The sequence below is a fragment of the Parvibaculum sp. genome (genome assembly GCF_049671045.1).
Taxonomy (GTDB): Bacteria; Pseudomonadota; Alphaproteobacteria; order Parvibaculales; family Parvibaculaceae; genus Parvibaculum.
On the sequence record NZ_JBATUH010000065.1, the window covers coordinates 1 to 20,105 of the forward strand.

Genomic DNA, 20,105 nt, shown 5'->3' on the forward strand with positions numbered 1-20,105 from the left:
AGGTTCAGGAGGCGCGCTATGCCGATGTCGCCTCCGCCGGGGGGCCGAGCCTCAATGCCCATGCGGAGGGCGAATTGCTCGACAGGGTCGCCACCCCCGACGCGCCCGGCCTCGCGCTGCTGACGGAGGCGGCCGAGCGCATGCATCTCACCGCGCGCGGCTATCACCGGGTGCTCCGCGTGGCCCGGACGCTCGCCGATCTCGACGGGGCGGAGCATGTGCGCCGCATCCACGTCGCCGAGGCGCTTGCCTATCGCGAACCCGTCGCCGGCCGGCTCGGCGCCGCCGTCTGAGTGCCGCGCGCGAAGGGCGCAGGCCCCGTCCTTTTCGTGAAACGGTGAGTTCAATGTGAAATACGTGGTATGGTTTTGTCCGGAATTCCGTTCGTGGGCAATCCGGAGAGCCACGGGAAATGGGCATTCTCGCGCGGATACTCGCCGTCACGTTGCTTTGCGTTTCACTGGTTGCATGTGCGCGGGCCGGCGAGGATACGGCTGAAGGGTTTTTCCGCGACATTGCGGATGGCCGGACGGCGTCGGCGGTCGCGCGTTTCTCGCCCACGCTGCATGAGAAGTTCACCGAGGACGAGCTTCAATCCGTTGTCAGGCGCTGGTCGGGCGAGATCAGATCCCATGGGGGCCTCGACCGGATGAGCCTTACCGGCGGTGTCGTGACCTATGGACGGCTCGCCCTTTATGACGTGGTGCTCACCTTTCGGGACGGGACGGCGAAACGGGTGAAGACCTCCCTCATCCATCTGGATGGTAGCTGGTATATCAATACCGCCCTGTGATGCGTATACGGCACATCCGGCGCTCTTCGTGATGAATCTGACGTGCCGGCGTCGCGTCTTCGCTTGATTTTTCCCTTTCCGGGAACGTATCAATTCCGCCCTCTTCAACAAGGGTCTGGGGGGCCTCCATGCGGATCGGACGTATCGCACTCTGGTCGGGGGCTGCCGTCGCGGCGCTGGCCGCCATCGGCCTTCTGGCCGTATTCGTTGTTTTTCCGCGCGTGTCTGCCGCGCCCGATCTGGAGATCGAGGCGACACCTGAACTCGTCGCGCGGGGCGACTATCTCTTCAATCACGAACTCGCCTGCACGGGCTGCCACACGCCCGAGATCGAGCCGCACCGCTATTCGCGGGTCTTCGACAAGGCCCGCATCGCCGCCGGCCGTCACATGGGCGGCGTGCCCGCATTCCCCACCGAGGTCAACGCGCCGAACCTCACGCCGGCCGCGCTCGGCGACTGGACCGACGGCGAAATCTATCGCGCGATCGTTTCGGGCGTCGATCGCACGGGGCGTCCGCTCTTCCCCGTCATGCCCTATCCCTTCTATCGCAGCCTCGACCCCGAGGACGTGAAGGCGGTCATCGCCTATCTGCGCACGCTGCCGCCGGAGCCGGTGACGCTCGCGCCCGTCGAGCTGCCCATGCCGCTCCCGATCTTCATGCGCTTGGTGCCCGCCGATCCGACGCCGCAAAGCCGGCCCGATCCGAAGGACGAGGTTGCCTATGGAAAGTATCTCGCTTTCGCGGGTTCCTGCTTCGAGTGTCATACGAAGCGCAATGAGCGTGGCGAGCCGGTCGGCACGCCCTTCGCGGGCGGCAACGAGTTTCCGATCCCTGGCGGCGGCGTCGCCCGCTCGGCGAACATAACGCCGGATGAGGAGACGGGCATCGGCGGCTGGTCGCGTGAAGCCTTCATCGCCCGCTTCCGGAACATGTCGCCGGAATCCGCCGATAAGATCACGCCCGGCCCGCAGGACGTCGATACCGAAATGCCCTGGACGGCCTATTCGGGCATGAAGGACGAGGACCTCGGCGCCATCTATGCCTATCTGCGCACAGTCGCGCCGGCCAAGGGGAAGATCGACACCTTCTCGCCCCCGGCGGAGGAAGCGGCGCGGTAGAACCCGCCAGGGCGCGGGGTGCGGTAACGCTTTGGAAAGCATGTCCGGCGCAACCTGATGCCTGAAAAAAATCAGGCATCAGGGGCATCTTGCTTACCGTCGGACACCAGAGCCTGCTTGTCCTTCTGGGCATGGCGGGCGGGCTTGCGTTCAGCATCGGGGCCTGGCACCGCGCTTCGCGGCGCGCCCGCGCGCTTGCGGTCGAGGTCGACACGGCGCGGGCCGAGATGGAGGCGCTGCGCGACGAGACATGGGCGCTTGCCGAGCGCGAGGAGCGCTATCGCGATCTCGTGCAATCGCAGGGCGAAGTCGTGATGAGGCGCGACCTTCTCGGCCGCCTCACCTATGTGAACGACATTTTCTGCGAGACCTTCGATCGGCAGCGCCCTGAGGTGATCGGCGCGGCCTTCGTGCCGGATCTGCCCGAAGGCGAGAGGCCTCGCCTTCTCGGCTCCTTCGCCGGTCTTGCGCTCCCGCCCTATCGCATCCGCTTCGACCAGCGCGTGATGACGGCGCGCGGCCCGCGCTGGTTTGCCTGGGAAGAATTCGCGCTGCGCGACGAGGAAGGCAAGCTCAAGGAAATCCAGACGGTCGGACGCGACATCACCGATCGCAAGGAAACCGAGGAGCGTCTGGCGATCGCGCTCGACGAGGCGCAGGCCGCCAACCGCGCCAAGAGCCAGTTCCTCGCCGCCATGAGCCATGAGATCCGCACGCCCATGAACGGCGTGCTCGGCATGACGGACCTTCTGCTCGACACGAGGCTGACACCCGCGCAGCGTTCCTATGCCGAGGCGGTGAAGCGTTCGGGCGAGGCGCTTCTCGCCGTCATCAACGACATTCTCGACTATTCCAAGATCGAGGCCGGCAAGGTTCAGATCGAGGAAGCGCCCTTCGATCTTCGCGCGATGATCGAGGGCGTGTGCGAGCTTCTGAGCCCGCGCGCCTTCGACAAGGCGCTCGAGATCGCCGCCGAGGTCGAGCCGCACATGCCCCTGCGGCTTCACGGCGACGAGACGCGCATCCGCCAGATCCTCATCAATCTCGCGGGCAATGCGATCAAGTTCACGCAGCAAGGCGGCGTGCTCATTCGCGCCCGGCTCGAAAGCCATTCCTATACGGACGATCGCGCGAATATCGTGATCGAGGTGGAGGATACCGGCATCGGCATGCAGGCGGACGAACTCGAGGTGATCTTCGAGGAATTCTCCCAGAGCGACCAGAGCCATGCGCGCCGCTTCGAGGGCACCGGGCTCGGTCTTGCGATCAGCCGCCATCTCGTGACCGCGATGGGTGGCACGATCGAGGTCGAAAGCGAGCCCGGCCGTGGCTCGTCCTTCCGCGTCCGGCTCGGCCTCGGCATTGCCGAGCCCGCCGCGCATCAGCGCGCGCCGCTCCGGGGGGTCCGCATCGTGCTGCTCGAGGACAGGCCGGTTCTTGCCGCTTCGCTCGGCCGCGTGGCAAGCCTCGCCGGAGCCGATACGCGTCTTGCCGCGACCGGCGACGAGATCGTCGCCATGCTTCGCGAGGAGCCCGCCGATATTCTCATCTGCCCCGTCGATACGGCCGAGGGACCGGGCGCAGACATCGTGGCGCGCGCGCGCGGCGAGGTGCCCGATCTTGCGGCCATCGTCCTTCTTCGCCCGCAGGACCGCGACCGCCTGCCCGCCCTTATCGGCCAGGACGCGGCGCCCGCGATCTTTCCTGCCCTTTTCGACGGTTATCTCGTGCGCCCGGTGCGCGCCTCGTCGCTCATCGCGCGCATCGAGGCTCTTGCAGCCGGAGAAAGGCGAGGCGCCGCGCGCATGGAGGCAATCGAGCAGTATGCGGAGGAAAAAGCGCAAGCCCATGCGGCGCCCTCCGGCGCATCGGCCGATTGGGGCATCGCCCTCAACATTCTCGTCGCCGAGGACAACGACATCAACGCGCTGCTCACGCGCACGCTTCTCGAGCGCGACGGCCACACCGTCCGCGTCGCGCGCAATGGCAGCGAGGTTCTCGACATGCTCGAAATGCCGGAGCCCGTCGACATCGTGCTCATGGACCTCCACATGCCGGGCATGGACGGCTTCGAGGCGACGCGCCTCATCCGCGCCCTTCCCGACAGTCGTTCGAGCCTGCCCATAATCGCGCTGACCGCCAATGCCATGGCGGACGATCGCCAGCTCTGCCTCTCCGCCGGCATGGACGACTATCTTTCCAAACCCGTCGCACCCGAAGCGCTCGCCCGCGCGCTCGCCTACTGGTCGAAGAGACGCAGCCCGCTCGGACACGCCCCCGACAGGGGCGATGCGGAGCTAAAATCCGGCGTGATCCCGTTTTGACTCCGCCGGAACGGGAAATGCTCTAGACTTCGCCGCGCGGGAATCCATGCGGGGAAAACATGTCAGCGGAAACGATGGAAAGGATGAGCCTCGGGGCGCGCCTCGCCGCGGCCTGGGCGATCTACACCGAGAAGCGGCTCGTCATCATTCTGCTGCTCGGCTTTTCATCCGGTCTTCCCCTGGCGCTGACGGGCTCGACGCTTTCGGGCTGGATGCGCGATGAGGGCGTCGATCTGAAGACGATCGGCCTCTTTTCTCTCGTCGGCCTTCCCTATGTTCTCAAATTCATCTGGGCGCCGGTCATAGATCATGTGCGCCTGCCGCTTCTCACGCGCATGCTCGGCCGCCGCCGTGGCTGGCTGGTGACGACGCAACTCGCGCTCGCCGTCTCGCTCGTGCTGATGGGCCTCGTCAATCCGGTCGCGACGCCCGTGCTGATGGCTTTCGCCGCGCTTCTCGTCGCCTTCTGCTCCGCGACGCAGGACATCGTGATCGACGCCTTCCGCGTGGAAAGCCTGCCGAAGGACGAGCAGGCGGCCGGCATGGCGAACTATGTCGCCGCCTATCGCATCGCCATGCTGGTTTCGACGGGCGGCGCCGTCAGCCTCGTCGCCTTTCTCCAGTCGCAGGGCCTCATGCGCGAGACGGGCTGGTCGCTCGGCTATGCGGCCATGGCGGCGCTGATGGGCGTGGGCCTCATCGCTTCGCTTCTGGCAACCGAGCCGGACGCCGCCGATGCGCGAACGGAGCCCGAGGGGCTTCTTCGCCAGATCCGCCATGCGGTGATCGACCCCTTCGCGGATTTCGCGAAGAAGCGGCAATGGGCGACGATCCTCGCCTTCGTCGTCTTCTACAAGCTCGCCGACGCCTATGCCGGCCACATGCTCTTTCCCTTTGCTCTCGATATCGGCTTCGACAAGGCGACCTATGCGGGCATATCGAGCACGGCGGGCCTTGCGGCCGCGCTTGCCGGCGGCTTCGTCGGCGGCTGGCTCGTCAACGCGCTCGGCCAGACCCGCGCGCTCTGGATCGGCGGCATCATCCAGACCGCGTCCAATCTCGTCTTCTGCTGGCTGGCCTATATGGGGCCTGACCCCATGGCGCTCGGCGTCGCCATCACGGTCGAGAATTTCACCGGTGCCATCGGCACGGTCGTCTTCGTGGGCTGGATCTCGAGCCTCTGCACGGCGCGCTCCTTCACCGCGACCCAGTTCGCCCTGCTCTCGGCGCTGGCGGCGGTCGGGCGGACTTTCATTTCGGCGTCGACGGGCTATGTTGCCGCCGCGATCGGCTGGGTGCCCTTCTTCATCTTCGCCACCGTGACGGGAATCCCGGGCCTCCTGCTTCTCTGGTGGCTCGGCCGTGCCAATGCCATCGAATCGGGCGATGAGGCGACGGAAAATGCCGGTACGGCATGAGGCCGCGGATTAATTATTGTTAATTCAACGCATTGGCACTGTCACACGGATGCCGCAGGAATGAGCGAGTGTCGCTCATTCCTCCACTCGTCCTTTTCTTGGCTTCCGGGCGTGTTAATGAAAGGATGGCTAAAATGGCCAGCCACACGACGACGGCCAATATCGCGCAAGAACGGCATCGCGCCGGGCTGACGGGCGCCATTGCCTCAAGTGCTGGCCTGGGGGATGGAGTAATTACGAGGTTCGAATCCATGACGTTGCCGCATGCGGATGCGACCGTCGCACATCCGGAAGGCACGCGCGCGAAAGCGCCGGCCGGCGGCGCTCCGGCGAGCTTTGGCCGCAAGGGTACGCTGGAAGTGCGGCTTGCTCACACGGCGGGCGAGATCGATGCCGCGCAGGCGCTGCGCTACCGGGTCTTCTATGAGGAGATGTCGGCGAAGCCCGACGAGGAGGCGCGCCGGACGAAGCGCGACGTCGATCGTTTCGACAGCTTCTGCGACCATCTTCTCGTCTTCGACCATGCGCTTGCGAACGGCGCTGAGGGCGACGAGCTTCCGACCGAAGCCGTTGTCGGCTGCTATCGCCTGCTGCGCCAGGAAGTGGCCGAGCGTCATGGCGGCTTCTACACGGCGAGCGAATATGACATCGCGCCGCTCCTCGAGGGGCGCGGCAAGGGCCTGCGCTTCCTTGAGCTGGGGCGCTCCTGCGTGCTCGCGCCCTATCGCAACAAGCCGACGGTGGAGCTTCTCTGGCACGGCATCGCGCGCTATCTCGAGATCCACAATCTGGACGTGATGTTCGGCTGCGCGAGCTTCGAGGGCACCGACCCCGAGGCGCTGGCGCTGCCGCTCTCCTATCTCTACCACCATCATCTGACGCCGCCCGAATGGTATGTTCGGGCGCTGCCGGAGCGCTTCGCCGAGATGAATCTCATTCCGAAGGAGAAGATCAATCCGCGCGAGGCCTGGCGGGCGCTGCCGCCCATGATCAAGGGCTATCTGCGCGCGGGCTGCTATATCGGCGACGGCGCGGTGGTGGACGAGCAGTTCGGCACGACCGACGTGCTGATCCTTTTCCCCGTCACCCAGATCGCTGAACGCTATCGCACGAAATTCGGCTCGACGAGCGCGGGCTGAGGCCCGCGTCCGCCGAGCGGAACGGCGTCGGTCTTATTTCACGACGGTGATCGTGATCTTCTTCGAGACGACCGGCGGATTGTGCGGAACGTGATTCGCATCGCCCATGATGAGCTGCAGCGTGTGCTTGCCGGGCGCGAGTTCAACCGTGGTTTCGGTCTGCCCGCCGCCGAAATGCTTGTGGTGCTCATCGGCGGGAAGCGGCTCGTCGAGCGCCTCGCCCGTCGGCGCATCGGTATCGATCAGAAGATGGTGATGGCCCGTATGCGGCTTGTCGACGCCGGCGGGCGCGACCCCGAGTCCCTTGAGCCCGAACACCACCGTCACGGGGCTCTTCACCTTGGCGCCGTCCTTGGGCGAGATGATGTAGGTCTCGGCACCCTCCGGCCACTGTCCCGCTTTCTCCTCCGCCTGAAGCGCAGGGGCAGCGGCGAGGCCGGCCAGCATGAGCGCGGCGGCGAAAGTCGCTGATCTGATCGAGAGCATCGCATCCTCCCTTTTCATGAATGACGAATGGTCGTCCACAGACGAAGCGGAAGCAAGCTTCCGCCCGTTCCTGTGGCGCTGCATTGCGAAGGTGGCGGCCTCAGCGGTCGAGATTATAGGCCGCCAGCGCCGCCATGTTCACGAGGTCGGAGACGTTCGAGCCCATGGGCACGATCTGCACCGGATGCTTGAGCCCGACGAGCAGCGGGCCGATCAGCGTCGCATGGCCGAGCACCTTGAGCATCTTGGTCGAGATCGAGGCCGAGTGGATCGCCGGCATGATGAGGACGTTCGCCGTATCGGAGAGACGGCAGAAGGGATGAAGCGCCATGGCCTCGCGGCTCAGCGCCACATCGGCCGCCATCTCGCCCTCGAACTCGAAATCAACCTGCCGCGCCTCGAGAATTTCGACGGCCTCGCGCAGCCTTTCGGAGCGCTCCAGCATCGGATTGCCGAATGTGGAGGAAGCGAGCATGGCGACGCGCGGCTCGTAGCCGAGACGGCGCGCGACTTCCGCCGTCTGCACGGCGATATCCGCAAGCTCCTCGGCGGTCGGCATCTCATGCACGTTCGTATCGGCGACCAGCACGGTCTGCCCGCGCGAGACGACGAGCGTGACGCCGATGACGCGGCGCCCCTCGATCGGATCGATGACGCGGCACACATCCTCGAGCGCGACCGCATAGTTGCGCGTGATGCCCGTCACCATCGCGTCGGCGTCGCCCGCCGCGACCATGCAGGCGGAGAAGACGTTGCGGTCGTTGTTGACGAGGCGCACGCAGTCGCGCGCGAGGTAGCCCTTGCGCTGGAGCCGCTTGTAGAGCGTCTCCGCATAGAAGGGATTGCGGTCGGAAAGCCGCGCGTTGCGAATGTCGAGATCGGTATTCGGATCGAGCCCGATATCGCTCAGCATCTGGCGGATGAGGTCTTCGCGGCCGACCAGGATCGGATGGCCGAGCCCCGAATCGCGGAAGGTGATGGCGGCGCGGATGACGCGCTCTTCCTCGCCCTCGGCGAAGACGACGCGCTTCGGATCGCGCTTCACCTTGTCGACGATGACCTGCAGCATCCCCGCCGTCGGCGAGAGGCGCGCCGAAAGCTGGTTCTTGTAGGCGTCCATGTCGACGATGGGATGGCGCGCGACGCCTGAATCCATCGCCGCCTTGGCGACGGCCGGCGGAATCTCGCGGATGAGGCGCGGGTCGAACGGAACCGGGATGATGTAGTTCGGGCCGAAGCGCGGACGCTCGCCCTGATAGGCGACGGCGACCTCGTCGGGCACATCCTCGCGCGCGAGCTTCGCCAGCGCTTCGGCGCAGGCGATCTTCATCTCCTCGTTGATCGAGGTCGCGCGCACGTCGAGCGCGCCGCGGAAGATGTAGGGAAAGCCGAGCACATTGTTGACCTGGTTCGGATAGTCCGAACGCCCCGTCGCCACGATGGCGTCGTCGCGGATCTGCGCCACTTCTTCCGGCGTGATCTCGGGATCGGGATTGGCCATGGCGAAGATGATGGGCTTGTCGGCCATGGAACGGATCATCTTCGGCGTGAAGGCGCCCTTCGCCGAAAGGCCGAGCACGACGTCGGCGCCGTCCATCGCCTCTTCGAGCGTGCGCGCGTCGGTGGCGACGGCATGGGCCGACTTCCACTGGTTCATGCCTTCGGCGCGGCCCTTGTAGATGACGCCCTTGGTGTCGCAGAGAATGGCGTTCTCATGCGGAAGGCCCATCGCCTTGACGAGTTCGAGGCAGGCGATGCCTGCCGAGCCCGCGCCGTTGACGACGAGCTTGATCTTGGTGATATCGCGGCCGGTGAGATAGAGGGCGTTGATGAGGCCCGCCGCCGTTATGATCGCGGTGCCGTGCTGGTCGTCATGGAACACCGGAATGTTCATCAGCTCGCGCAGGCGGCTTTCGATAATGAAGCAGTCGGGGGCCGAGACGTCCTCGAGATTGATGCCGCCGAAGGAGGGGCCGAGATAGCGCACCGCGTTGACGAAGGCGTCCGCGTCCTTGGTGTCGATTTCGAGGTCGATCGCATCGACATCGGCGAAGCGCTTGAAGAGAACGGCCTTGCCTTCCATGACGGGCTTGGAGGCGAGCGCGCCGAGATCGCCGAGGCCGAGAATGGCGGTGCCGTTCGAGATCACGGCGATGAGATTGCCCTTGGCGGTGAAGTCATAGGCCGCGTCCGGGTTTTCGGCGATGGCGCGCACAGGCACCGCGACGCCGGGGCTGTAGGCCAGCGAGAGATCCCGCTGGGTGGCCATCGGTTTCGTCGGGGTGATTTCGAGTTTCCCGGGCTTGCCCTGGGAGTGGAAGAGGAGCGCTTCCTCGTCGGTGAACTGGCGGCGTTTCTTGCTCATGATGGCTTCGGACCCGGCGGGCGAGGCGCCCTGAAAATTATCCACAAAGCGGGGAGCCCGCTTTGTAGGCCCCCGGACCGCTAATAACAAGCCAAGTTGGTTGATTTTGGCCGAACGGATGGCGTTTATGGGCCCTCTTTCCGGACAGGAACGATCTGTTAGGCTGCGGCGCCATGTCCGAACCCGAGATCCGGCGCCCCGAGGCGCTTTCAGATACATCCGATGACGAGGCCGGGGCCATGCGCCCGGAGATGGCCTCGCCCTCGCCCTCGCCCGCCATCCCGGCGGATGCGACGCCCATGATGGCGCAATATCTCGAGATCAAGCGGTCCTATCCCGACGCGCTGCTCTTCTACCGGATGGGCGATTTCTACGAGATGTTCTTCGAGGACGCGGTCCGGGCGGCCGAGGCGCTCGACATCGCCCTCACGAAGCGGGGCAAGCATCTGGGCGAGGACATCCCCATGTGCGGCGTCCCGGTCCATTCCCATGAGAGTTATCTCGAACGGCTCATTCGCCAGGGCTTCAAGGTCGCCGTTTGCGAGCAGATGGAAGACCCGGCGGAGGCGAAGAAGCGCGGCTCGAAATCCGTCGTCCGCCGCGACGTCGTCCGGCTGGTGACGCCGGGGACGCTGACCGAGGACACGCTGCTCGATGCCCGCGCGCATAACTATCTCGCAGCCCTTGCCCGCACAGGCTCCGACGCCGCCCTCGGGCTTGCCTGGGCGGACATATCGACCGGCACCTTCGAGGTGATGCCCGTCGAGGCGGGCGCGCTCGCCGCCGAGCTTGCAAGGCTCGATCCGGGCGAGCTTCTCGTCGCTGACGGTTTCTTCCGCGACGAGGCGATGAGGGCGCTTTTCGATCAGCAGAACGGCACGGTGACGGCGCTGCCGGCCATGCGATTCGATTCGAGCGCCGCCGAGCGCCGCCTGAAGTCCCATCTCGGCGTCGGCGCGCTCGACGGCTTCGGCAGCTTCACGCGGCCCGAAATCGCCGCCATGGGCGCGCTGCTCGACTATGTGGAGCTGACGCAGGTCGGCCGCATGCCCGCCTTGAGGCCGCCGCGCCGCGTCTCCATGGGCGCCGCCATGGGCATCGACGCGGCGACGCGCGCCAATCTCGAGCTTGTGCGGACGCTGAAGGGCGAGACGCGCGGAAGTCTGCTTTCGGTCATCGACCGGACGGTGACGGGCGCTGGCGCGCGCGACCTCGCCACCCGTCTCGCGGCCCCGCTCACCGACCCGGACGCGATCAATGCGAGGCTCGACGCCGTCGAATGCCTGCTCGATCAGCGCGACCTGCGCTCCAGGCTCCGCGCGCGGCTGAAGGCGGCGCCCGACATGGCGCGCGCGCTCACGAGGATTTCGCTCGGCCGTGGCGGCCCGCGCGATCTCGCCGCGATCAGGGACGGGCTCGATGCGAGCCACGAGCTTGCGGAATTCCTCGACCGGATGCCCGCGAGCCTCGCGCCGCTTCCCTCCGCGCTCGTCGAGGCCGCGGCCGCGCTCAGGGGCGTTGCCGCCGCGCTTTGCGACCGGCTCGCCGTGGCGCTCGACCGGGAGCTTCCGCTCATTGCGCGCGACGGCGGCTTCATCGCGCCCGGATTTTCCGCGGCCCTGGACGAGCTTCGCACGCTCCGCGACGAAAGCCGCAGGCTCATTGCCGGGCTTCAGTCGAAATATGCGGATGAAACGGGCGTCTCCGTTCTGAAGATCCGGCACAACAATGTGCTCGGCTACTATATCGAGGTCGGGCCGAAACATGCCGAGCGCCTGCTCCGCGAGCCCCTGAACCAGACCTATATTCACCGCCAGACGCTGGCGAACGCCGTGCGCTTCACGACGGGCGAGCTTGCCGGTCTTGCAAGCCGCATCGCGGAGGCAGGCGGCCGCGCTCTCGAGATCGAGCTCGGGCTCTTCGACGAGCTTGTCCGCGCCGTGCTCGAAAAGAGCGACGCGATCGCTTCCGCCGCCGCCGCTCTCGGCGCGCTCGACGCGACGGCGGCCCTTGCCGAGCTTGCCGCCGAGCGCCGCTATGCGCGCCCCCGCGTCGACCGGAGCCTCGCCTTCCGCATCAGGGGCGGGCGCCACCCGGTCGTCGAGGCGGCGCTCGAGCGCGAAGCGAGCGCGCAGCCCTTCGTTCCCAATGATTGCGACCTGAGCGGCGACGACAGCGCCGGAGAGGCAGAGGCGTCCTCCAAAAGGCTCTGGCTTCTGACAGGCCCCAACATGGCGGGCAAATCGACCTTCCTGCGCCAGAACGCGCTCATCGCCATTCTGGCGCAGATGGGGAGTTTCGTTCCCGCCGAGGAGGCGCATATCGGCGTGGTGGACCGGCTTTTCTCGCGTGTCGGCGCGGCGGACGATCTCGCCCGCGGCCGCTCGACCTTCATGGTCGAGATGGTGGAGACGGCGGCGATCCTCAATCAGGCGGGCCCGCGCTCGCTCGTCATCCTCGACGAGATCGGCCGCGGCACGGCCACTTTCGACGGCCTGTCCATCGCCTGGGCGACAGTCGAGAACCTGCATGAGGTGAACCGCTCGCGCGCGCTCTTCGCCACCCATTATCACGAGCTGACTGCGCTCGCCGAAAAGCTGCCGCATCTCGCCAACGCCACCATGCGCGTCAAGGAATGGCAGGGCGACGTGATCTTTCTGCACGAGGTGGGTCCGGGCGCGGCCGACCGCTCCTATGGCATTCAGGTGGCGAAGCTCGCCGGGCTTCCGCCCGCCGTCATTCACCGGGCGCAGGCCGTGCTTTCGGCGCTCGAAAAAGGTGGACAGGGCGACAGGGCCCATACGCTCATCGACGATCTGCCGCTCTTTTCCGCCGTGGCGAAGCCCATGCGCGAGGCCGCGCGCGAAAGCGCCCTCGAGGCGGAACTGACGGCGATCAACCCGGACGAGCTGACGCCGAGAGAGGCGCTGGACCTGCTCTATCGCCTGAAGGCGCTGGCGCGGACGGAGAGTGAGGGACGCTGACGGCGGGAGATGACGCGGGACCTACTTCCGCGCCACATAGATGCACTCGTCGCGCAGAAGGCCCCATTTCGCCTCTTCCTCGGGCTTGCGGCGATAGGGCTCGACGGTGAACCCCACCGCTTCGAGCTTCTTCTGGAAGTCGCGTCCGTAAAAGCGCTTGTGATCGGTGCCGCCGAAATGGACGAAGCGCTCGTCGGGGTCGGTGATCGCCGGGTTCTCGTAGGTTTCCTCGCGCGACAGGTTGATCGGCACCGAGAAGAAGCCGATCCCGCCGGGTTTCAGCACACGAAACATTTCGCGCATCGCGGCCGCGTCGTCATCGACATGCTCGAAGACGTGGTTCGCGATCACGACATCGAAGAAATCGTCCGGCCGGTCGATCCTGGTGATGTCGAGCCGGTATTTGGCGATGGGCGAATAGAGATCGGCGGGTTCGTAGTCGGGATTGTTCTTCAGCATCCGCATCAGCCATTTTTCCGGGCCGAATTGCAGAACCTTCTTCGTCGAAAGGTCGATCCCGTGCTCGAGCATGTAGAGCTGCATCAGCCTGTGCCGCTCGCGCGAGCCGCAATTCGGGCAGCGCGTGTCCCAGCGCGACGGACGGCCGACCGAGAGGAAAATCCCGTGATAGCCGCAGACGGGGCAATCGCGCGCGATCTTCCGGCGCGAGAACTGGCCGCGATCCTTCCACCAGCCCTGAAGAATGCGGCTGAAGATTTTGCGTTTGTCGATCGGCTGAGAGGCGGGCAAGGGGCGGGTCCTGACTGTTTCGTGAAGGCAGGCCGCCAGTCTTGGCATTGGCTCCCGCTTGTCAAGAAACGTGAAGGCAACCCGCCGCCAGCCCGCATCCCGTGCCGGCCGGAAGCCCTCAGAGCGTATGGGGAAGCGCGTCGGGCTTCACATACATGTCGGAAATCGCCGACTGCATCGCCTCGACGCCGGCGACTGACTTGCCCGCGGCGCATTCCTGCCGGCCCGTATGGAATTCCTCGCTCGCCTTCTTCCAGTAGGGCAGCCCCTCCTTGAAGGGCATGAGAAAATCGAACTGGCTGGTGAGCCGGCTGCAGAGCGCCTTTGCATCGTCCGGCGAGGGCGCGCTGTCCGCGGCCAGAGCGGGCAGCGCGGAAACGCTCAAGGACGCCGCAACGAGCGCCGCCGAAACATGGAGCTTCTTCATGATGTCCTCCTTCCCAGCCCCGTGTTCGTTTGCCGGGCCAGACCGCTCGGCCAGATCACTCGGCCGGGGCGGTCGGCACGGCGCGGGCGAGCGCGGAAGCGGGAGAGAGGGCATGCGGCATCGCCCGCGCCCTTCGAGATTGGGACCGGCCCCGGCGGGAAGCGGGCGAAAATGCGGCAACAAGATGGAATTGCATGAAATCGCCGCAATGAACCGGCCATGCGCCGCGCCGTATCGTCCGAAAATGTCGAATTTCCCCGCCGATCAACACTATATTGGAGGCGGCGCGTTATGATGCGCTCGCTCCCGGCGCTTCGGGGGCGCGATGCCGGGTCCCTCCCGGCTCCATCTGGGAAACGGCGCAATGGCCCGCATGTTGCCGAGCCTGCTCGAAATCGTCGATCCGAACCGTCTGCGTTCGGAACTCGACGCCGTCGCCGCGCGCCATGAGGGCAATGGCGATGCCATGAAGCGCGCGCTCGTCGAGGTGCTGAAGCGCACGCTGGCGGCGGGACGGGCCAAGGCGCGCGAGCGGCTCGAGCAGGGCGCCCATCGCGGCCGCATCTGCGCCCAGAACCTCTCCTACCTCCAGGACACGATCATCCGCGCGCTCTATGCCTTCACGACGCGCTATGTCTACCGGGTCTCCAATCCGAGCACGGCGGAGGGGCTCTGCGTTGCCGCCGTCGGCGGCTATGGGCGCGGCACGCTGGCGCCGGGCTCCGACATCGACCTCCTCTTTCTGCTGCCCTACAAGCAGACGCCATGGGGCGAGAGCGTGGTCGAATACATGCTCTATGTGCTCTGGGATCTCGGCCACAAGGTCGGCCACTCCACCCGCTCGGTCAATGATTGCGTGCGGCTCGCGCGCGAGGATTTCACCATCCGCACGGCGCTTCTCGAGGCGCGCTATCTCATCGGCGACAAGTCGCTTTTCGACGAGCTGGAAAAGCGCTTCGACGCCGAGGTGGTGAAGGGCACGGGCAACGAATTCGTCGAGGCCAAGCTCGCCGAGCGCGACGAGCGCCATGCACGCGCCGGCGAAAGCCGCTATCTCGTCGAGCCGAACGTGAAGGACGGCAAGGGCGGCCTGCGCGATCTCAACACGCTCTACTGGATCGGCAAATATCTCTACCGCGTGAAGCAGCCCTCCGATCTCGTCGCGGCGGGCGTCTTCACGCGAACGGAATTCGCGACCTTCCGCAAGGCGGAGGATTTCCTCTGGGCGGTGCGCTGCGAGCTGCACTTCCTCACCGGCCGCGCCGTCGATCGCATCACCTTCGACGTCCAGACCGAAATGGCCGACCGTCTCGGCTATCAGGGCCATCGCGGGCTCAAGGCGGTCGAGCGCTTCATGAAGCACTATTTCCTGATCGCCAAGGATGTGGGCGATCTCACGCGCATCTTCTGCGCCGCGCTCGAGGAACAGGAAAAGAAGAAGAAGCCCGGCATCGGCCGTTTCATGCAGGCGCTGCGCCGCAAGAAGAAAATGACCAAGGGCTTCAGGATCGAGGGCGGGCGGCTCGCCTTCGAGAACGACAAGCTCGTCGAGCAGGACCCGGTCAACCTCATCCGCATCTTCCATCTCGCCGATCAGCACCTTCTCGAAATCCATCCGGACGCGCTGAGGCTCGTCACCCGCTCGCTCAAATATATCGGCGCCGAGCTTCGCGCCGACGCTGAAGCGAACCGGCTCTTCTTCGAGATCCTCACCTCGCGCAAGGATCCGGAGCGCACGCTCCGCATGATGAACGAGGCGGGCGTTCTCGGCCGCTTCGTGCCCGATTTCGGCCGCATCGTCGCGCTGATGCAGTTCAACATGTATCACCACTACACGGCCGACGAGCATCTCCTGCGCGCGATCGGCATCCTCTCCGAAACCGAGAAGAGCACCGAGCCCGGCGATCATCCGCTGGCGACCGAACTCATGACCTCGATCAAGAACCGGGCCGTGCTCTATCTTGCGGTCTTCCTGCACGACATCGCCAAGGGCCGCGAGGAGGATCACTCACACGCGGGCGAGCGCATCGCCGAGCATCTCTGTCCGCGCCTCGGCATGGGCCCGAGCGAAACGGAAACTGTCGCCTGGCTTGTCAGGAACCACCTCGTGATGAGCGACGTGGCGCAGAAGCGCGATATTTCGGACACGCGCACGGTGCGCGATTTCGCCAATCTGGTGCAGAGCCCGGAGCGGCTGAAATTGCTCTTTGTGCTGACGGTCGTGGACATCAAGGCGGTCGGCCCCGGCGTCTGGAACGGCTGGAAGGCCCAGCTTCTGCGCGAGCTTTATTTCGAGACGCTGGCGGTGCTGCAGGGGGGCGACGCCCAGCTCAACCGCGCCGACCGCATCGTCGAGGCGAAGGCTGCGCTCGAAAAGCGCCTGCCGGACTGGTCGCGGCAGGAATGGAACGCCTATGTCGCGCGCCACACGGAAGCCTATTGGCTTTCCTTCGACACCGATGTGCAGGAACGCCACGCCCGCCTCATCGCCAGCGCGAGGGACGCGCTCACCGTCGCGGCCTTCTCCGAGCCGACGCGCGACGTGACCGAACTCACGCTTTACGCCCAGGACCATCCGGGCCTCTTCTCGCGCTTCGCCGGCGCCTGCGCCATCCTCGGCATGAACATCGTCGACGCGAAAATCTTCACCACGCGCGACGGCATGGCGCTCGATACGCTCTGGGTGCAGGACCAGACCGGCGGCGCTATCGCCGAGGAACGCCGCGTGCAGCGCCTCGAGGCGACGATCCGCAAGGTGCTTGCGGGCGAGGTGCTGCCGCCCGACCTCATCGCCCAGCGCTTCAAGGGCGAGAGCCGGACCGAAGCCTTCCAGGTCGCCCCGCAGGTCTATATCGACAACAACGCCTCCGATGTCTACACCGTCATCGAAGTGAACGGACTCGACCGGCCGGGCCTTCTCCACGCGCTCACCAGGGCGCTCTTCCACCTCGGGCTCACCATCGCGTCCGCCCATGTCGCGACCTATGGCGAGCGAGCGGTGGACGTCTTCTATGTGAAGGATGTGATCGGCCACAAGGTGACGAACGCCAACAAGGAGAAGGCGATCGAGCGCCATCTCCTCGACGCGCTGGCCGATCCCGTAAACAGGGCGCGGCCCGCGGGCGCGCGCCGCCGCGATACGAAGGCCGCGGCCGTATGAAGCGGATGGGGCGCTCTCCTCGATGAATCTCTTCCGCTCAGCCGCCACCGTCGGCGGCACGACGTTCCTCTCCCGCGTGCTCGGCTTCGTGCGCGACATGATGGTCGCCGCCGCCATCGGCACCGGGCCGATCGCCGATGCCTTCATCGTCGCCTTCCGCTTTCCCAACATGTTCCGCTCGATCTTCGCGGAAGGCGCGTTCAACTCGGCTTTCGTGCCGCTCTTCGCCAAGCGCCTCGAAGGCGAGGGCGAGGCGTCGGCCCGCCGCTTCGCCGAGGATGCGACGGCGGTGCTGCTTGCCGCGCTTCTTCTCCTCACCATCGCCTTCGAGATCGCGATGCCCTGGCTCATGTGGCTTTTCGCGCCGGGCTTCGGCGACGATCCGCAGAAGCAGGCATGGGCGGTTCAGTTCACGCGGGTGTGCTTTCCCTATCTTCTCTTCATCTCGCTGACGGCCGTCCAGACGGCGGTTCTCAATTCGCTCGGCCGCTTCTTCGCCGGAGCGGCGGCGCCCGTCATGCTCAATGTGACGATGATCGCGGCGCTTCTGCTGTTGGTGCCCTTTTCCGAAAATCCCGGCCTCGCGCTTTCCTGGGGCGTCATGGTGGCGGGTGTCATTCAGTTCGTCTGGCTCGCGATCTCCTGCCACCGGGCGGGCATGTCGCTCAGGCTGCGCCGCCCTCGCCTTACGCCCGAGGTGAAGCGGCTTCTCTCCCTCGGCGTGCCGGGCCTCATCTCGGGCGGCATCGGCCAGCTCAATCTCACCATCGGCACCATGATCGCCTCGCTGCAGGCGGGCGCCGTTTCCTGGCTCTATTACGCCGACCGCATCTACCAGTTCCCGCTCGGCATCATCGGCATCGCCATCGGCGTGGTGCTGCTGCCCGACCTGTCGCGGCGGCTGCGCGCGGGCGACGATGACGGCGCGCACCGAAGCCAGAACCGCGCCATCGAATATGCGATGCTGCTCACCGTGCCTGCGGCGGTGGCGCTCGCCGTCATACCCTTCGACATCATCAAGGTGCTTTTCGAGCGCGGCCACTTCACCCGCGCCGATACGCATGCGACGTCGCTCGCCCTGCTGATCTATGCGGTCGGCCTTCCCGCCTTCGTGCTCAACAAGGTCTTCTCGCCCGCCTTCTTCGCGCGCGAGGATACGAAGACGCCGCTGCGCTTCGCCGCCGTCTCCATTGCGGTGAATATCGTCTCGAGCTTCATTCTCTTCCAGTTCTTCGCCTTTGCAGGGATCGCGGCGGGAACGACCATCGCCGCCTGGACCAACACCGCCCAGCTCGGGCTGAGGCTCTGGAGGCATGGCCATTTCGTGCCGGATGCGCAGCTCCTTCAGCGCCTGCCGCTGACGGTTCTTGCGTCGGCGGGCATGGGCGGCGTGCTCTATGCGGGCTCGCGCGCGCTCGCGCCCTGGTTCGACCTGCACTTCCTCGCCAGCGTTTCGGTGCTGGGCGCGCTCGTCGTCGGCGGCATCGCCGCTTACGCGATCTTCTGCCAGCTCACCGGCGCGGCGCGCTATGCCGATATCGTCCGCCCGCTGCGGCGCGGCTGAACGGGCGGCGGAAAAGATTGCGGCCCCGGCCATGTCCCTCGCCGGAGCCGCAGGGGTGGCGCGGAGCGGAGGAAGGAGACCCCGTCCGCGCCGGACCCGCGATCAGATCTTGAGGCCGAGCCTCTTCGCCACGCCCGCGCCATAGGCGGGATCGGCCTTCGTGAAGTGGCCGATCTGGCGGCGCTGGATGTCTTCGGGCACCGGCTTCATTGCACCCGCGATCGCATCCATGAGGCTCGCCTTCTGCTCGTCCGACATCAGGCGGAAGAGATTGCCCGCCTGCGTGTAGTCGTCATTGCCCTCGCGATGGTCGTAGCGATCGGCATCGCCCGAGATCTTCAGCGGCGGTTCCTTGACGCTGGGATCCTGCTTCGGACCGCCGAAGGAGTTGGGCTCGTAATTGACCGCGCCGCCATAGTTGCCGTCAAAGCGCATCGCGCCGTCGCGGTGATAGGTATTCACGGGGCAGCGTGGACGGTTCACCGGCAGCGCGTCGGCATTGACGCCGACGCGATAGCGATGCGCATCCGCATAGGAGAAGATGCGGAACTGAAGCATCTTGTCCGGGCTGTGGCCGATGCCGGGCACGACATTAGCCGGCGAGAATGTCGATTGCTCGACCTCCGCATGGTAGTTGTCCGGATTGCGGTTGAGCATCATTTCGCCGACTTCGATGAGCGGAAAATCCTTGTGCGGCCAGACTTTCGTCAGGTCGAAGGGATTGTAGGGCGTCTTCTCCGCCTGAGCTTCGGTCATGACCTGCACATAGACGCGCCACTTTGGAAAATCGCCGCGCTCGATCGCTTCGTAAAGATCGCGCTGATGGCTCTCGCGATCCTCGCCGATGAGCTTCGTCGCCTCCGCGTCGGTGAGGTTCTCGATGCCCTGCATCGTCTTGAAGTGGAACTTCACCCAGTGCCGCTCGTTTTTCGCATTGATGAAGCTGTAGGTATGCGAGCCGAAGCCATGCATATGGCGCAGCGTTTTCGGAATGCCGCGATCGGAGAAGAGGATCGTCACCTGGTGCAGGCTTTCAGGGCTCAGCGACCAGAAATCCCACATCGCGGTCGGATTGCGCATATTGGTGCGCGGGTCGCGCTTCTGCGTGTGGATGAAGTCGGAGAATTTGTAAGGATCGCGCACGAAGAAGACCGGCGTGTTGTTGCCGACCAGATCCCAATTGCCTTCATCCGTATAGAACTTGAGCGCGAAACCGCGCACGTCGCGCTCGGCATCCGCCGCGCCGCGCTCGCCCGCCACCGTCGAAAAACGCAGGAACATGGGCGTCTCCTTGCCCAGGGCCGCGAAGATGCTCGCCTTTGTGAATTTTGTGATGTCCTTGGTCACGCGGAAGACGCCAAAGGCGGCGGATCCCTTGGCGTGCACTACGCGCTCGGGAATGCGCTCTCGGTTGAAATGGGCGTGCTTCTCGAAGAGCTGCCAGTCCTGCACGAGGAGCGGCCCTCTGGGGCCCGCCGTCAGCGCATTCTGATTGTCGGGAACGGGGATGCCCGCATTCGTGGTGAGCCGCGTCGGTTTGCCGTGCTGGTCGCTCATGGCGTCCTCCTTGTTTA

13 protein-coding genes and 1 pseudogene are annotated in these 20,105 nt (G+C 65.7%); 9 read left to right on the plus strand and 5 right to left on the minus strand.

Annotated elements, in window-relative coordinates; genetic code table 11:
• From WBG82_RS07950 to WBG82_RS07975, 6 genes and pseudogenes are all read left to right on the plus strand, one after another.
• A pseudogene (locus WBG82_RS07950) lies at window positions 1-293 on the plus strand (YifB family Mg chelatase-like AAA ATPase); the annotation flags it as partial.
• 119 nt (window positions 294-412) lie between these two features.
• A complete protein-coding gene (locus WBG82_RS07955; protein ID WP_424423459.1) occupies window positions 413-793 on the plus strand; it encodes a hypothetical protein in 381 nt (126 codons plus the stop codon).
• A 128-nt stretch (window positions 794-921) separates the two neighbouring features.
• Entirely contained in the window at window positions 922-1,914 is a 993-nt protein-coding gene (locus WBG82_RS07960; protein WP_424423462.1) for a c-type cytochrome, read from the plus strand.
• Between the two features lie 89 nt (window positions 1,915-2,003).
• The gene (locus tag WBG82_RS07965) at window positions 2,004-4,238 is read left to right on the plus strand and encodes a response regulator (RefSeq protein WP_424423464.1); all 2,235 of its coding nucleotides are present in this window, start codon (window positions 2,004-2,006) and stop codon (window positions 4,236-4,238) included.
• A 59-nt stretch (window positions 4,239-4,297) separates the two neighbouring features.
• Complete coding sequence (locus WBG82_RS07970) at window positions 4,298-5,656, plus strand: AmpG family muropeptide MFS transporter (RefSeq protein ID WP_424423467.1); 1,359 nt, start codon at window positions 4,298-4,300, stop codon at window positions 5,654-5,656.
• A gap of 251 nt (window positions 5,657-5,907) precedes the next feature.
• Window positions 5,908-6,795 carry a GNAT family N-acetyltransferase gene (locus WBG82_RS07975; RefSeq protein ID WP_424423533.1) on the plus strand — a complete coding sequence of 296 codons (888 nt, stop codon included), beginning with the start codon at window positions 5,908-5,910 and terminating at the stop codon, window positions 6,793-6,795.
• Window positions 6,796-6,828: 33 nt separating this feature from the next.
• Here WBG82_RS07975 and WBG82_RS07980 read toward each other — a convergent pair whose 3' ends face one another.
• Window positions 6,829-7,272: a DUF4399 domain-containing protein gene (locus tag WBG82_RS07980; protein ID WP_424423535.1), complete on the minus strand. Its 444-nt coding sequence runs from the start codon at window positions 7,270-7,272 to the stop codon at window positions 6,829-6,831.
• Window positions 7,273-7,381: 109 nt separating this feature from the next.
• Entirely contained in the window at window positions 7,382-9,646 is a 2,265-nt protein-coding gene (locus tag WBG82_RS07985) for an NADP-dependent malic enzyme (protein ID WP_424423470.1), read from the minus strand.
• A 239-nt stretch (window positions 9,647-9,885) separates the two neighbouring features.
• Here WBG82_RS07985 and mutS point away from each other — a divergent pair, with 239 nt between their 5' ends.
• Window positions 9,886-12,630 (plus strand): DNA mismatch repair protein MutS, encoded by a 2,745-nt coding sequence (mutS, locus tag WBG82_RS07990; RefSeq protein ID WP_424423537.1) that lies wholly within the window; start codon window positions 9,886-9,888, stop codon window positions 12,628-12,630.
• Window positions 12,631-12,651: 21 nt separating this feature from the next.
• Here the strand turns inward: mutS and WBG82_RS07995 are convergent, their stop codons facing one another.
• Entirely contained in the window at window positions 12,652-13,380 is a 729-nt protein-coding gene (locus WBG82_RS07995) for a class I SAM-dependent methyltransferase (RefSeq protein ID WP_424423472.1), read from the minus strand.
• 118 nt (window positions 13,381-13,498) lie between these two features.
• A complete protein-coding gene (locus WBG82_RS08000; protein ID WP_424423475.1) occupies window positions 13,499-13,807 on the minus strand; it encodes a hypothetical protein in 309 nt (102 codons plus the stop codon).
• 364 nt (window positions 13,808-14,171) lie between these two features.
• Here WBG82_RS08000 and WBG82_RS08005 point away from each other — a divergent pair, with 364 nt between their 5' ends.
• Both WBG82_RS08005 and murJ read left to right on the plus strand, forming a co-directional pair.
• Window positions 14,172-16,967 carry a [protein-PII] uridylyltransferase gene (locus WBG82_RS08005; protein ID WP_424423477.1) on the plus strand — a complete coding sequence of 932 codons (2,796 nt, stop codon included), beginning with the start codon at window positions 14,172-14,174 and terminating at the stop codon, window positions 16,965-16,967.
• A gap of 22 nt (window positions 16,968-16,989) precedes the next feature.
• Window positions 16,990-18,531 (plus strand): murein biosynthesis integral membrane protein MurJ, encoded by a 1,542-nt coding sequence (murJ, locus tag WBG82_RS08010; RefSeq protein WP_424423480.1) that lies wholly within the window; start codon window positions 16,990-16,992, stop codon window positions 18,529-18,531.
• A gap of 102 nt (window positions 18,532-18,633) precedes the next feature.
• Here the strand turns inward: murJ and WBG82_RS08015 are convergent, their stop codons facing one another.
• The gene (locus WBG82_RS08015) at window positions 18,634-20,088 is read right to left on the minus strand and encodes a catalase (RefSeq protein ID WP_424423483.1); all 1,455 of its coding nucleotides are present in this window, start codon (window positions 20,086-20,088) and stop codon (window positions 18,634-18,636) included.
• Between the last annotated feature and the right edge of the window lie 17 nt (window positions 20,089-20,105).